Source organism: Streptomyces sp. NPDC104381 (assembly GCF_055583745.1).
Window position 1 is genome coordinate 98,985 of sequence record NZ_JBVJNK010000011.1, and the last position, 13,480, is coordinate 112,464.

Annotated in this window: 11 protein-coding genes; 6 read left to right on the plus strand and 5 right to left on the minus strand. The window is 72.6% G+C overall.

Features of this window, described 5'->3' with window-relative positions:
• The first annotated feature begins 57 nt into the window (after positions 1-57).
• On the plus strand, positions 58-1,878 hold the full coding sequence (locus ACZ607_RS31965) for an AMP-dependent synthetase/ligase (protein ID WP_469740691.1): 1,821 nt from the start codon (positions 58-60) through the stop codon (positions 1,876-1,878).
• A 36-nt stretch (positions 1,879-1,914) separates the two neighbouring features.
• Complete coding sequence (locus tag ACZ607_RS31970) at positions 1,915-2,391, plus strand: macro domain-containing protein (RefSeq protein WP_469740694.1); 477 nt, start codon at positions 1,915-1,917, stop codon at positions 2,389-2,391.
• A gap of 20 nt (positions 2,392-2,411) precedes the next feature.
• Here the strand turns inward: ACZ607_RS31970 and ACZ607_RS31975 are convergent, their stop codons facing one another.
• Entirely contained in the window at positions 2,412-3,575 is a 1,164-nt protein-coding gene (locus ACZ607_RS31975) for an acyl-CoA dehydrogenase family protein (protein WP_469740696.1), read from the minus strand.
• Between the two features lie 106 nt (positions 3,576-3,681).
• Here ACZ607_RS31975 and ACZ607_RS31980 point away from each other — a divergent pair, with 106 nt between their 5' ends.
• A complete protein-coding gene (locus ACZ607_RS31980; RefSeq protein WP_469740698.1) occupies positions 3,682-4,314 on the plus strand; it encodes a TetR/AcrR family transcriptional regulator in 633 nt (210 codons plus the stop codon).
• A gap of 6 nt (positions 4,315-4,320) precedes the next feature.
• Here the strand turns inward: ACZ607_RS31980 and ACZ607_RS31985 are convergent, their stop codons facing one another.
• On the minus strand, positions 4,321-5,778 hold the full coding sequence (locus tag ACZ607_RS31985) for an aldehyde dehydrogenase family protein (protein ID WP_469740700.1): 1,458 nt from the start codon (positions 5,776-5,778) through the stop codon (positions 4,321-4,323).
• Complete coding sequence (locus tag ACZ607_RS31990; protein WP_469740702.1) at positions 5,775-6,653, minus strand: oxygenase MpaB family protein; 879 nt, start codon at positions 6,651-6,653, stop codon at positions 5,775-5,777. Before ACZ607_RS31990 ends, ACZ607_RS31985 begins: the two co-directional genes overlap by 4 nt.
• A 236-nt stretch (positions 6,654-6,889) precedes the next feature.
• Here ACZ607_RS31990 and ACZ607_RS31995 point away from each other — a divergent pair, with 236 nt between their 5' ends.
• Entirely contained in the window at positions 6,890-7,783 is an 894-nt protein-coding gene (locus ACZ607_RS31995) for an oxygenase MpaB family protein (protein WP_469740705.1), read from the plus strand.
• On the opposite strand, the gene ACZ607_RS32000 is transcribed toward ACZ607_RS31995, so the two are convergent.
• On the minus strand, positions 7,746-8,798 hold the full coding sequence (locus ACZ607_RS32000; protein ID WP_469740707.1) for a LacI family DNA-binding transcriptional regulator: 1,053 nt from the start codon (positions 8,796-8,798) through the stop codon (positions 7,746-7,748). The two genes, ACZ607_RS31995 and ACZ607_RS32000, sit on opposite strands and share 38 nt — an antisense overlap.
• Positions 8,799-9,031: 233 nt before the next feature.
• On the opposite strand from ACZ607_RS32000, the gene ACZ607_RS32005 reads away from it, so the two are divergent.
• Complete coding sequence (locus ACZ607_RS32005) at positions 9,032-10,768, plus strand: BCCT family transporter (protein ID WP_469740710.1); 1,737 nt, start codon at positions 9,032-9,034, stop codon at positions 10,766-10,768.
• A gap of 14 nt (positions 10,769-10,782) precedes the next feature.
• Here ACZ607_RS32005 and ACZ607_RS32010 read toward each other — a convergent pair whose 3' ends face one another.
• Positions 10,783-11,715, minus strand: a complete 933-nt coding sequence (locus ACZ607_RS32010) for an FAD-dependent oxidoreductase (RefSeq protein ID WP_469740712.1) — start codon at positions 11,713-11,715, stop codon at positions 10,783-10,785.
• Between the two features lie 104 nt (positions 11,716-11,819).
• Here ACZ607_RS32010 and ACZ607_RS32015 point away from each other — a divergent pair, with 104 nt between their 5' ends.
• Positions 11,820-13,460: an ABC-F family ATP-binding cassette domain-containing protein gene (locus ACZ607_RS32015; protein WP_469740714.1), complete on the plus strand. Its 1,641-nt coding sequence runs from the start codon at positions 11,820-11,822 to the stop codon at positions 13,458-13,460.
• Positions 13,461-13,480 lie beyond the last annotated feature (20 nt).

The following is a 13,480-nucleotide window of genomic DNA, read 5'->3' on the forward strand; positions in this document are numbered from 1 at the left end:
CGCAGTCCCACCCCCGGTACGGACCGCACGGTCCGGCCGAACGGACAGGAGGCGGCCGTGACCACGATCCTGCGACTTCCCACCGGACCCGAGCAACTCACCCTCCCCGCCCTGCTGCTGCGCAACGCCGAGGACCACGGGGACCTCCCCGCCCTCTCCTGGCGCGCCGCGGACGGCGGCGGGTGGACCACCCTCACCTGGCGCGAGGTACGCCACGAGACGGCCGTGCTGGCCGCCGGCTACGGCGCGCTGGGGGTGGCGCGCGGCGAGCAGGTCCTCATGATGATGGGCAACCGGCCCGAGCACTGGCTCAGCGACCTGGCCCTCGGTCACCTCGGCGCCGTCCCCGTGACCGTGTACGGGACCGCGGCACCCGGCCAGATCGCGCACATCGCCCGCCACAGCCGCGCCCGCCTCGCGATCGTCGAGGGCGAGCGGGAACGGGAGCGCTGGGAGCCCCTGCTGGCGGACGCCACCGTACCGCTGGAGACGCTCGTGGTCGTGGAGCCGGGCGCCGCCGGGCCGCACCGGTCGTACGGAGCGCTGCGGGAGACGGGGGAGCGGCTGCGCGACGACGAGGCCTTCGACAAGGCCTGGCGGGAGATCGGCGCCCAGGACCCGCTCACCGTCGTCTACACCTCGGGGACCACCGGCGACCCGAAGGCGGTGCCCCTCACCCACCGCGGCGTCGTCGTCAACGCGCTGGCCCTGGACCGGGTCGTGGAACTGCCGGATCATGTCGCGCACATCTGCTACCTGCCGTTCGCCCACATCGCCGAACGCATGCTGGGCATCTACCTGCCGGTCTTCCGGGCCTCGCACGTCCACCTCTGCGCCGACACCGCAGCCGTCGCCGCCACCGCGCGCGCCCTGCACCCCGCCCAGTTCTTCGGCGTGCCCCGGGTGTGGGAGAAGCTCGCGGCGTCCGTCCGGGCCGCCCTGGCCGAGCTGCCCGAGGAGCAGTTGACCGCCGTCGAGGCGGCGAACGCCACGGCCCGTGAGCATGTGGCCTGCCGGGAGCGCGGCGAGGAGCCGTCCGCCGCACTGGAGGCCGCGTACCGGGAGGCCAGACAGACCGTGCTGGACCCCCTGCTGTCGCTGGCCGGGTTCGAACGGCTGGTGTGGACGGCCAGCGCCTCGGCGCCGATGCCGCTCGAAGTGGTGCGCTTCTGGGCGGGCTTCGGGATCGTCGTCATGGACGCCTGGGGGCTCACCGAGACGGTCGGCGTGTTCACCACCAACAGCCCGTCGGCCTTCCGTCTGGGCTCGGTGGGACGCCCGCTGGAGGGCCTGGAGCTCCGGATCGCCGAGGACGGCGAGATCCTGGTCCGCGGCGAGACCGTGTTCCCCGGATATCTGCGCGCCGACGGCACCGTGGACGGGGCGCTCGACGCGGACGGCTGGTTCGCCACCGGGGACGTCGGCCGGGTCGACGAGGACGGATACCTCTGGCTCACCGACCGCAAGAAGGAAATGATCATCACCTCGACCGGGAAGAACGTCTCCCCGGCGCTCGTCGAGAACACCCTGAAGGAACACCCCCTGATCGGCCAGGCCCTCGTCCACGGCGACGGGCGCTCCTACCTCGTGGCGCTGCTCGTCCTGGACACCGAGGTGGCCCCGGCCTGGGCGGCGGCCCGGGGCATCGACGGCGACCCGGCCGGCCACCCCGCGGTGCACGCGGAGATCGCGCGCGCCGTCGAGGCCGCCAACGCCCGGCTGAACCGCACCGAACAGATCAAGCGCTACCGGCTGCTGACCCGGGAGTGGGGGCCGGAGACCGGTGAGCTCACCCCCTCGCTGAAGCTTCGCCGCCGGGTGATCCGCGACCGGTACGGCGACCTGCTCGACGGCCTGTACGAGGAGAACGGCAGCTGAGGACCGGTTGTCGGTGGGCGCGGCTACGGTGAGGGCATGCCGGGGATCACCTACGTACGGGGCGACGCCACCAGCCCCCAGGGCAAGGGCGTCAAGCTGATCGTGCACGTCTGCAACGACCTGGGCGGCTGGGGCAAGGGCTTCGTCCTCGCCGTGTCCCGCCGCTGGCCCGGGCCCGAAGCCGCCTACCGCCGCTGGCACCGTGAGCGCGCCGGGAACGACTTCGGGCTGGGGGCCGCGCAGTTCGTCCAGGTCGAGCCCTACATCTGGGTGGCGAACGTGGTGGGCCAACGGGGGATACGCACCGGCAGCAAGGGTGTGCCGGTGCGTTACGAGGCGATCGGCGCGGGTCTCGGCACGGTGGCGGGCAAGGCCGCCGAGCTGGGTGCCTCGGTCCACATGCCGAGGATCGGCTGCGGGCTCGCGGGCGGCACCTGGGCCAGGGTCGAACCCCTCGTCACCGACCGGCTGGTGAACCGGGGCATCGACGTCACGGTGTACGACTTCGGCTGAGCGCCGCCCGGGGCCGTCGGCTACAGGCCGTAGCTCCTGCCGATGATGTCGCGCTGGATCTCGCTCGTGCCGCCGTACACCGTGGACACGACCGCCGCCCGCAGATGGCGCTCCATGTCGTACTCGGTGGCGTAGCCGTAGCCGCCCATCATCTGCATGCCCTCCAGCGCCGCGTGCCTCGCCGTCTCGGTGGCCTTGAGCTTCGCCATGGACGCCTCGCGGGGGAACAGCCTCTCCGGCTCCGCGTCGCAGGCCGCCGCCACGTCGAAGACCAGCAGCCGGGCGCACTCGATCTCGGTCGCCAGGTCGGCCAGCCGGTGCCGCAGGGCCTGGAAGGAGCCCACCGGCCGGCCGAACTGCTCACGCCCCCGTACGTACGCCACCGTGTCCTCCAGGATCCGTTCCGCGAGGCCCAGCATGTTCGCCGCCAGGAAGAGCCGCTCCGCGTTCAGACCCGCCATCAGCTGGGCCCAGGCACGGTCGGCCGTGCCCACGACGGCGTCGGCCGGCAGCCTGACCCCGGTGAGATAGACGTCGTTGACCTCGTGGCCGCCCATCGTCCCGATGGGACGGATCTCGATCCCGGCCGTCCTCGCCGGCACGTGGAACATGGTCAGCCCGTCGTGCTTCGCGCCGCCCGTGCCGGTCCTGGCCACCAGCAGGATGTACTCGGCCAGATGCGCGTTGGAGATCCACGTCTTGTGGCCGTCGATCAGCCAGCCGCCGTCCGGCGTGCGTTCGGCCCCGCACCGCAGCGCCGCCACATCGGACCCGGCCTCCGGCTCCGACATCGCGATGGACAGCACCTGGCCGGCCACGGCGCCCCCGACCGCCGCCTTGCACTGCGCCTCGCTGCCGAAGCGCTCGTACGCCTTCGCCGTGATCACCGAGGTGATGAACCCGCCCGCCGGGACGAGGCCGCGCGCCGTCTCCCGCAGGAAGAGGCAGGCGTCCGTCATCCCGCCGCCCGCGCCCCCGTACTCCTCGGGGAGGCACACACCGAGCCAGCCGAGCTCCGCGAGCCGGGCGTACAGCGACGGGGCGTGCGGGCCGCCGGTCTCCGCGGCCAGCGCGTCGCGCTGCTCGCGCGTACCGCACTCGCGCCGGGCGAAGTCCCGCAGGGCAGTGACGAAGGCCCGCTGCTCGGCCGAGGCCGTCCGCGGGAGGGCGTGGGTGGTGGACATGGAGAACCTCCAGGGAGGAGCGGCCCGTTGGGTTACAAAGAGCCGGATGGGATAACACTGTTGCGTGGTCGATAGGGTGGAGGGTCACGACGGACGGAGAGCACCCATGGCGGCACCGGGCGATGACGAGACACTGCTGGGCAGGGCGCTCGCCGCGCGACCACCGTCCGACGCGCTGAGCGAACAGATCCTGGACGCCGCCCGCGAGCAGTTCATGACCTTCGGTCTGCGCCGCTCGACCGTCGACGACGTGGCCAAGCGCGCCAAGGTCTCCCGCGTCACGGTGTACCGCCGGATCGGCAACAAGGACAGCCTGGTCTCGGCCTGCCTGCTGCGGGAGTACAGCCGGTTCGTCGTGGAGGTGGACGAGGCGGTCGCCCCGCTGCCCACCATGGAGGACAGGCTCGTCGCCGGTTTCGTCGCCGTCCTCAAGCACATCCGTGAACACCCGCTGGTGGGCGGCCTGCTGAGGCTGGAGCCGGAGATCATGCTCCCCTTCCTCACGCTGGAGAGCGGCCCCGCCTTCCTCGCGATGCGCGGGTACCTGGCCGACCGGCTCCGCCGTGCCCAGCGCGCGGAGGGACGGCCGGAGACGGACCCGACACCGGTCGCCGAACTGATGGTGCGGATCACCGTCTCCTTCCTCCTCAACCCGGTGAGCTGCTTCGAACTGGACGACGACGAGCAGGTGGGCTCCTTCGCCCGCCGGTATCTGGTGCCGCTGCTCAGCGTCGCGTGAGCGTCCTCAGAACCGGGCGTGCAGCTTCCTGCCCAGTTCCACCGCCCGGGCGGCCGTCTCCCGGGCGGTCGCGAACGACATCAGGTCCACCACAGGCGCGAACCGCCGTACGGTGACCGAGTGCGGCGCCGCGAAGGCCCGCAGCCCCTCCTCGCCGTGGATCCGCCCGTACCCCGACTCGCCCGCGCCGCCGAAGGGCAGGGAGGGGATCGCCGCGAAGCCGAGCACCGAGTTCACCGACACGGCACCGGAGTCGAGACGCTCCGCCAGCGCGAGCCCCGCGGCCCTGGAGCGGGTGAACACGGCGGCGCCCAGCGAGTACGCCGACGCGTTCGCCCGCTCCACGGCCTCGTCCATGTCGCGCACCGGGTTCACCACGACGACCGGCCCGAAGGTCTCCTCCGTCATGGCCGGCGAGTCCTCCGGCACCCCCGAGAGCACCACCGGGGCAAGGACACGGCTCCGCAGGCCGTCGGGGCCGCCCAGTTCGGCCGTGCCGCCGTCCACCAGGGCCTCCTTCACATGACGTTCCACCACACCGAGCTGGGACGGCAGGGTGAGCGGCCCGTAGGTGTCGCCGGGCACCAGCGCCCGCGCCCGGCTCACGACGCGGGCGCACAGGGCCTCGTGGACCGAGGCGTCCGCGTACACCCGCTCCACGCCGGCGCAGGTCTGGCCGGCGTTGCCCATGGCCCCCCACACGATCGCGTCGGCCGCCGCGTCCAGATCGGCGTCCGCCGCGACCAGCACCGCGTCCTTGCCGCCGCACTCGGCGAGCAGCGGAGTCAGCGTGGCCGCGCAGGCCGCGGCGACCTTGCGGGCGGTGCCCGGTGAGCCGGTGAAGGCCACCTTGTCCACCCCGGTCGGCCCGTCCGCGCCGGCCAGGGCGGCCCCGGTGGAGCCCGGTCCGGTGACCGTCTGCAGCAGATCCGCGTGGTCCGGGGCGGCCTCACCGAAACTCCGGGCCAGCAGGACCCCCACGTCGGGGGTGAGTTCGGACGGCTTGAACACCACCGCGTTGCCCGCGGCGAGGGCGTAACCGATCGAGCCCATCGGTGTGTAGAGCGGATAGTTCCAGGGGCCGATCACGCCGATCACCCCGAGCGGACGGTAGGCCAGCAGCGCCCGCTGGTGGACCGACAGCAGGCCGGACGGCACCCGCCGCCGGCCCAGCACCCGGTGTGCGTTGCGCGCCGCCCAGTCCAGATGGACCAGGGTCAGCAGCACCTCGGAGCGGGCGTCGTGCGGCGGCTTGCCGGTCTCCGCCGCGATCACTCCGGCGAACTCGTCCGTGCGGGACGCCAGTTCCCGCTTCCAGCGCAGCAGGACGGCGCGCCGCTCCCGCGCTTCGAGCGCGGCCCAGCGGCGGCCCGCGGTCCTGCCCCGGGCCACCGCCGCACGGATGTCCTCGATGCCGTGCGCCGCCCGCTCCGTGCGGGCAGCGCGGTCCGTTCCGTCCGTCATGACGTCTCCATGGGCAGGGGTTCCAGGGGGCGGTTCCGCGCCCAGTGCGGACCGAGGTCGTCGAGCCGGTAGCCGAAGGGATAACTGCGGGGCCGGGGACGCGAGGGCAGCCACCGGGGCCGGGCGGGCAGCAGCCGCACACCGTACGACCGGGCGCGCACCAGCCGTACGGCGGAGGCCCGCGCCCATCGCGGCTGGGCCGGGAAGCCCAGCGCGCGCAGTAACGGCTCGTCCAGCAGGGCGAGCGAGAACCGGGCCACCAGGGGACGCAGCGGGGCCGGATACCAGGCGGCCATCACCCGGAAGGTGGCGTTGGCGACGCGGCGGTTCGCCGGGTCGTACGCGAACATCCGGTCCTCGTAGGAGTCGAGCAGCCTCTCGAACCCCTCGTACGTCCCGGGCGCCCCCTCGATGCCCATCATGACCGCCATCCGCCGCCCCACCTCGGCCAGCGCCGCCGCCTCCTGCGCGCACAGGGGGCGCCAGCCGAACCGGTCGATCCAGCGTTTGGGGCCGACGACCGTGGTGGCCAGCACATAGAGGTAGTCCTCGTTCGGGATGCGGTACTTGCCGTGGATCCGGTTGAGATGGCGGGCCGCCGCCCGGGCCCGCTCCGAGTCGAAGCCCTCGGCCGCCATCTCGTATCCGAACAGGACGGTGTCGTCGTAGCGCTTCTGGCCGTTGCGCTCGAACTCCTGCGTGCGGTCGAGCAGTACGGAGATCCGGGGAACGCCGTAGTCGCGCAGGAAGGCGACGCTGATGCCCTGCCGGTAGTCCCACGGGAACTCGTACTGGGACATCAGCCGGAGTATCTCGGCGCAGTCGCGTGCGGGATCCATCCGGCGGATCTCGCGCAGTCGGCTGTAACGGCCCATGGTGTGCGGCCTCCTCTGTGGACGGAGTCACCGGGAGTCAAAGTTACAAATACTATTGACTTGTTTCACGGGGCCCGTCAACACCGCCGACACGGATTCGGGGACGGAGGCCCGCGCCTCGTTCATGACACCGCGCCCGCCGCCCCCGTGGACCGCCGCCGCCCTCGTGATCGCATACTGGAAACACACGGCCCGGGCACCGGCCCGGGAGCCCGCCGAACTCCGGGAGCACCCGCATGACCAGCGCAGGAGAGCCGGTACCGCCCCCGCCGGGCGGTGTCCTGTGGAGCCTCGCCGGTGACATCCGCGGACTGCTGATGCTGCCCGCCGCTCTCACCCTCCAGGTCGCGCACCCGGCCGTCGGCGCCGGCGTGGACGAGCACTCGGTCTTCCGCACGGACCCCTGGGGGCGCGGCGAACGCTCCCTGAGCTCCCTCCAGCTCTGGGTGTACGGGGGAGAGGCCGCCGCCGAGGAGGGGCGCAGGCTGCGGAGACTGCACCGCACGATCCAGGGGACCGACACCCGTGGCCGCCGCTACCACGCGCTCACGCCCGCGAACTACGCATGGGTCCACGCCACGGGCTTCCCCGTCTACCGGCACGCGTCGCGTTACCTGATCCGCCCGCTCACCGAGGCGCAGGAGCGCGCCCTGTACCGGGAGTGGCTCCAGGTCGGCCGGGTCCTGGGCATCCACGACCGGGACATGCCGCAGACGATCGAGGAGTTCTGGCCGTACTACCGCTCGATGCTGGCCGACGAGGTGGAGGCCACCGTCGTCGTACGCGAACTGGTCGCGACCGATCTCCCCGTACCGCCGCCCGACCGGGGCCCGCTCGTGCTGCGGCTGGTCCTGAAGGCGCTGTGGCCGGTGCTCCTCCCGCCGCTGGCCCGGTTCCGGAGCTTCCTCACCGTCGGGCTGATGCCGCCGGACGCCCGCGAGGCCATCGGGCTCGACTGGACGCCCCGGCAGGAGCGTCGCCTGCGCCGCTTCGGGGCCGTGGTGCGGCGGGTCGTCCCGGTGGTCCCGGAGCGGCTGCGCTATCTGCCGCGCGCCCGGTCGGCTCGGGCCGAGCGGCGGGCCGCCGGGGTGCTCAGGCCGAGGCCCGGCGGACCAGCTCGGTCGGGGTGATCACGGACTCGGGCCATGTGCCGGTGTCGCTGTTCAGCCGCTCCATCAGCAGCCGCACCATCAGGCGTCCCATGCCCTCGACGTCCTGACGCACCGTCGTCAGCGGAGGTACGGCGGCCTCGGCGACGGACGTCATGTCGTCGAACCCGACCACCGCCACGTCCTCCGGCACCCGGACGCCCCGTTCGCGCAGCACCCGCAGGGCGCCCGAGGCCATCAGGTCGTTGGAGACGAAGACGGCGTCCAGATCCGGCCGGGCCTCCAGCAGGCCCGCCATGGCACGGGCCCCGCCCTCCGCGGTGAAGTCGCCCTCCACCACGAGATCGCTCCCCGCGTCGGGGAGCACATCGTGGTACCCGTCGATCCGGTCGAGCGCCGACGTCTGGTCGCGGGGCCCGGCGATGTGCGCGATGCGCCGCCGGCCGAGCGAGACGAGATGGCGCACGGCCTCGCGGGCACCGCCCCGGTTGTCGCAGTCGACGTACGGCACCTGCGGCGCGTCCCCGCCCCCCGACGCCGGGTGTTCCGGGCGGCCGCCGTAGACCGTCGGGACCCGGAACCGCCGGATGATCGCGGGCAGTTCGTCGTCGGTGTGCAGGGAGAAGGCCAGGACCCCGTCCACATGGCCGCCCGCCAGATAACGGGTGACCCGGTCGAAGTCGCCGCTGCCCTCCACCAGGAGCAGGACCAGCTGCGCGTCGTGGGCGTTCAGCTCGCGGCTGATCCCGCGGATCTGCCGGGAGAAGAACGGGTCGGAGAAGATCCGGAACTCCGGCTCGTCGATGATCACCGCGACCGCGCCGTTGCGCCGGGTGACCAGCGTCCGCGCCGCGTGGTTCGGGATGTAGCCCAGCTCGTCGACCGCCTTGCGCACCTGGTCCACCAGGGGCTGACGTACGCCCGCCCCGCCGTTGACGACCCGGGACGCCGTCGCCCTGGACACACCTGCGCGGGCCGCCACCGCCTCCAGGGTGGGGCGGACATCGCGCTGCGGATCGGGGGTGGGGACGGGCAAGGGTCGCTCCTCGTGCACGCGCGCCCGGGCCGGGAACGGCTGGAACCGGTGGGCTCGGGCATGGACGCCGTCAGCCTATCGGCCCGGCCCGAGGGGGCGGACGCCGGAGACGCGGACCCGTGCGCTCCGCAAACGGCCGCGCGTGTACCGCTCGGGGGTCCCGGAAGATGCGCATCGAGTGTGGTACTGCCTACGGAGAGCGAAATATTCGCATTGCGTGAAAGGTGCCATTTGTGTCACACGATGAGCAGGGAACGGGTGGACGAGGGGGGTATCTGCCGGTAACGGCCGATCTGCCCACCGATCCGCACCACGGTCGCCGTCCCACGACCGACCGGGTGGTGTTCGGCGTCTCCGCAGTGCTCACCATCGCCTTCGTGATCTGGGGTGCCACGGCCACCGACTCGCTGGAAGACGTCTCCAGCACGCTGCTCAACGGCCTCATCCACAACGGCGGCTGGGCCTTCATGCTGGCGGCCTCCGGCTTCGTGGTCTTCGCCCTCTGGCTCGCGATCAGCCGTTACGGGAAGATCTCGCTGGGCCAGGAGGGGGAGGAGCCCGAATTCAGGACGGTCTCCTGGGTCGCGATGATGTTCAGCGCCGGTATGGGCATCGGCCTGATGTTCTACGGAGTGAGCGAACCGCTGGCCCACTTCGTCAACCCGCCCCCGGGGACGCACCCCGCCGACGCGGCCGAGGCCATGCAGACGGCGATGGCGACCACGCTGTTCCACTGGACGCTCCACCCCTGGGCGATCTACGCGGTCGTCGGGCTGGCCATCGCGTACAGCGCCTACCGCCGGCACCGGCGCCAGACCATCAGCGCGGTCTTCATCCCGCTCATCGGCGAGCGGCACTCCCACGGGGTCGCCGGCCGCGTCATCGACATCCTCGCCATCTTCGCGACGCTCTTCGGCTCCGCGGCCTCGCTGGGGCTCGGGGCCCTGCAGATCGGCAGCGGCTTCCAGGAGCTCAACTGGATGGAGAAGACCGGGACCGGCCTGCTGGTCGCGATCATCGCGGTCCTGACGGCCGCCTTCGTCGCCTCGGCGGTCTCCGGTGTGGAGAAGGGCATCCAGTGGCTCTCCAACATCAACATGGTGCTCGCGCTGATCCTGGTGATCTTCGTGTTCGTCGTCGGCCCCACCATCATCATCCTGGACCTGCTGCCCACCTCGATCGCGGCGTACTTCGGTGACCTCGCCCAGCTCGCCGGCCGGACCGAGGCGACCGGAGAGGGCGAAGTGGCCGACTGGCTCGCCAGCTGGACCGTCTTCTACTGGGCGTGGTGGATCTCCTGGACGCCCTTCGTCGGCATGTTCATCGCGAGGATCAGCCGCGGCCGCACGATCCGGCAGTTCGTCGGCGGCGTGATCCTGGTGCCCAGCACGGTCAGTCTCATCTGGTTCGCCGTCTTCGGCGGCTCGGCGATCGAGCTGCAGAGGGACGGACGGCTCAGAGGCGTCGGCGACACCCCCGAGGCCCAGCTCTTCGGGGTCCTCCACGAGTACCCGATCGCCACCGTGATGAGCATCCTCGTCATGATCCTGGTCGGCATCTTCTTCGTCTCCGGCGCCGACGCCGCCTCGATCGTGATGGGCACGCTCTCCCAGAAGGGCGTCCTCGAACCCGCGAAATGGGTCGTGATCTTCTGGGGCGTCGTCACCGGGGCCGTCGCCGCGGTCATGCTGCTCATCGGCAACGGGCAGGGGGACGCCCTGGCGGGCCTCCAGAACCTGACGATCCTGGTGGCCGCCCCCTTCACCATCGTGATGGTCGGGATGTGCGTCGCCCTCATGCGCGACCTGCGCCACGACCCGATGATCGTCCGCAGGGAGTTCGGCGTGGAGGCCGTCGAGTCCGCCGTCATCGAGGGACACGCCAAGTACGACGGGGACTTCGAGATCCGGATCGGCCCCGGCACGGAGGTCACCACCGACGAGCGCCACAAGAACGACCCGCAGGCCTGAGGGTGTGCCGCGGCTCAGCCCACCAGCTGAGCCGCGGCCCGCGCACAGCCCCGGGCCACCGTCACCCCGGCGCCCCCGTGACCGTAGTTGTGCACCAGCAGCCCGCCGCCCGGCAGTTCCTCCGCCTCGATGCGCACCCCGGCGTCCCTGGCCGGCCGCAGTCCCACCCGGTGGCCGACGATCCGGGCCCCCGCGATCTCCGGCCGCACCCGCGCACACCGCGCCACGATCTCCTCGGCCGTACGCGGATCGGGCTCGGCGCGGGAATCGTCCGCCTCCGCCGTGCCGCCCAGCACCAGTCCGCCCGGCTGCGGAAAGAGGTACGTCGTCGCGCCCGACGCCGGATCCGCCTCGGCGAACCACTCCCCGATGCCCGGGTTCTCCACCACGACCAGCTGGCCCCTGACGGGCCGTACCCCGGGGTCCGGCACCAGCTCACGCGAGCCGAGGCCGGTGCAGTTGACCACCACCCGCGCCTCGGCCGCGGCCTCCGCGAAACCGCGCACCGTACGCCGCTCCACCGTGCCTCCCGCGGCCCGGAGCCGGTCCTCCAGCCAGCGGAGGTGGGCGGGCATGTCGATCAGCGGAAGGGTCACCCGCAGCCCCTCCGCCACCTCGGAGGCGTCCTTCAGGCCGCGGGCCCACGGCCCGAGCGCGGACAGCCGCTCGCCCCCGTGCACCCCCGCGACCATGCGGACACCGGTCTCGTCGGGGGCCGCCGCCAGCTCCTCGTACACCCGGAGGGTTTCCAGCGACCAGTCGGTGACCAGCGCCTCGGGCTCGATCCGGTACGGCCACCACAGCGCCCCGGCCACCGCCGAGGTGGTGGCCGGGGCCGGGTCCCTGGACCAGACGCGCACCCGCAGGCCCCGCTCCGCCAGCAGCAGCGCCGTGGTCAGCCCGCTGACCCCGCCACCCACCACGACCACATCCGCCACCGTGCTCACCCCTGCCGTCGCAACGCCCCCGTGCCGGGGGCCGGACAGGCCATGGTCGCACCCCGGTCCGGCGGGAGGGACGGCCCCGCCGGTTCGTTAGGATCGTCACCCTGATGACTGCCACTCTCGTCGCCAAGGAACTCGCCGCCGGACACGGTGACCGCACACTCTTCGCAGGGCTCGACCTCGTGGTCGCGCCCGGTGACGTGATCGGTCTCGTCGGAGCCAACGGCGCCGGAAAGTCCTCGCTCCTCCGCCTGCTCGCCGGGCTCGACCGGCCGGAGGAGGGCGAGCTCAGGCTCTCCCCGCCCACCGCGACCGTCGGACACCTCCCGCAGGAGCCCGAGCGCCGCGCGGGCGAGTCCGTACGGGAGTTCCTCGCCCGCCGCACCGGCGTCGCGGACGCCCAGACCGCCATGGACGCCGCCACCCAGGCCCTGGTCGACGGAGCGCCCGGCGCGGACGACGCGTACTCCGAGACGCTGGAGCGCTGGCTCGCCCTCGGCGGCGCCGACCTCGACGAACGTGCCGAGGAGGTCGCCGCGGAGCTCGGCCTCACCATCGGTCTCGACCTGCCGATGACGGCCCTCTCCGGCGGCCAGGCGGCCCGCGCCGGCCTGGCCTCGCTGCTGCTGTCGCGCTACGACGTCTTCCTGCTCGACGAGCCCACCAACGACCTGGACCTCGACGGCCTGGAGCGCCTGGAGCGCTTCGTCTCCGGGCTCCGGGCCGGCACCGTCGTCGTCAGCCACGACCGCGAGTTCCTGATGCGCACGGTCACCAAGGTCCTGGAACTCGACCTCGCCCAGCAGCAGATCAACCTCTACGGCGGCGGCTACGCCTCCTACCTGGAGGAGCGCGAGCGGGCACGGAACCACGCCCGCGAGGAGTTCGAGGAGTACGCCGACAAGCGCTCCGCGCTGGAGGGCCGCGCCCAGATGCAGCGCGGCTGGATGGACAAGGGCGTCAAGAACGCCCGCCGCAAGGCCACCGACAACGACAAGATCGGCCGCAAGTTCCGCAGCGAGGCCAGCGAGAAGCAGGCCGCGAAGGCCAAGCAGACCCAGCGCATGATCGAGCGCCTGGACGTCGTCGAGGAGCCCCGCAAGGAGTGGGAGCTGCGGATGGAGATCGCCTCCGCCCCGCGCTCCGGTTCCGTCGTGGCCACCCTGCGCGATGCCTCCGTCGTCCGGGGCGACTTCTCCTTCGGCCCGGCCACCCTGCAGATCGACTGGGCGGACCGGGTCGCCATCACCGGCGCCAACGGGGCCGGCAAGTCCACCCTGCTCGCCGCCCTGCTCGGCAGGCTGCCCCTCGACGCCGGCCACGCCTCCCTCGGTTCGGGCGTCGTGGTGGGCGAGGTCGACCAGGCCCGCAAGCTGTTCCACGGCACGGAGAGCCTGCTGGAAGCCTTCTGTGCCGCCGTCCCCGACACCGAGCCCGCCGATGTGCGCACCCTGCTCGCCAAGTTCGGCCTGCGGGCCGCCCATGTGCTGCGCCCCGCGACCACGCTCTCGCCCGGCGAGCGCACCCGGGCCGGGCTCGCCCTCCTCCAGGGCAAGGGCGTCAACCTGCTGGTCCTGGACGAGCCGACGAACCACCTCGACCTTCCGGCGATCGAACAGCTGGAGTCCGCCCTGGAGGCGTACACCGGGACCCTGCTGCTGGTCACGCACGACCGGCGGATGCTGGAGGCGGTCCGGACGACCCGCCGCGTCGAGGTGGCGGACGGCAAGGTCAGCGAGGCCGGCTGACATACGTCCGCCCGCCCCGG

What these genes read in the sequence shown, in the direction of transcription:
- ACZ607_RS31995 (WP_469740705.1), top strand. Translation starts at nt 6,890, where the DNA reads ATGACCAGCGCAGGAGAGCCGGTACCGCCCCCGCCGGGCGGTGTCCTG.
- ACZ607_RS31970 (WP_469740694.1), top strand. Translation starts at nt 1,915, where the DNA reads ATGCCGGGGATCACCTACGTACGGGGCGACGCCACCAGCCCCCAGGGC.
- ACZ607_RS31990 (WP_469740702.1), bottom strand. Translation starts at nt 6,653, where the DNA reads ATGGGCCGTTACAGCCGACTGCGCGAGATCCGCCGGATGGATCCCGCA.
- ACZ607_RS31975 (WP_469740696.1), bottom strand. Translation starts at nt 3,575, where the DNA reads ATGTCCACCACCCACGCCCTCCCGCGGACGGCCTCGGCCGAGCAGCGG.
- ACZ607_RS32015 (WP_469740714.1), top strand. Translation starts at nt 11,820, where the DNA reads ATGACTGCCACTCTCGTCGCCAAGGAACTCGCCGCCGGACACGGTGAC.
- ACZ607_RS31985 (WP_469740700.1), bottom strand. Translation starts at nt 5,778, where the DNA reads ATGACGGACGGAACGGACCGCGCTGCCCGCACGGAGCGGGCGGCGCAC.
- ACZ607_RS31980 (WP_469740698.1), top strand. Translation starts at nt 3,682, where the DNA reads ATGGCGGCACCGGGCGATGACGAGACACTGCTGGGCAGGGCGCTCGCC.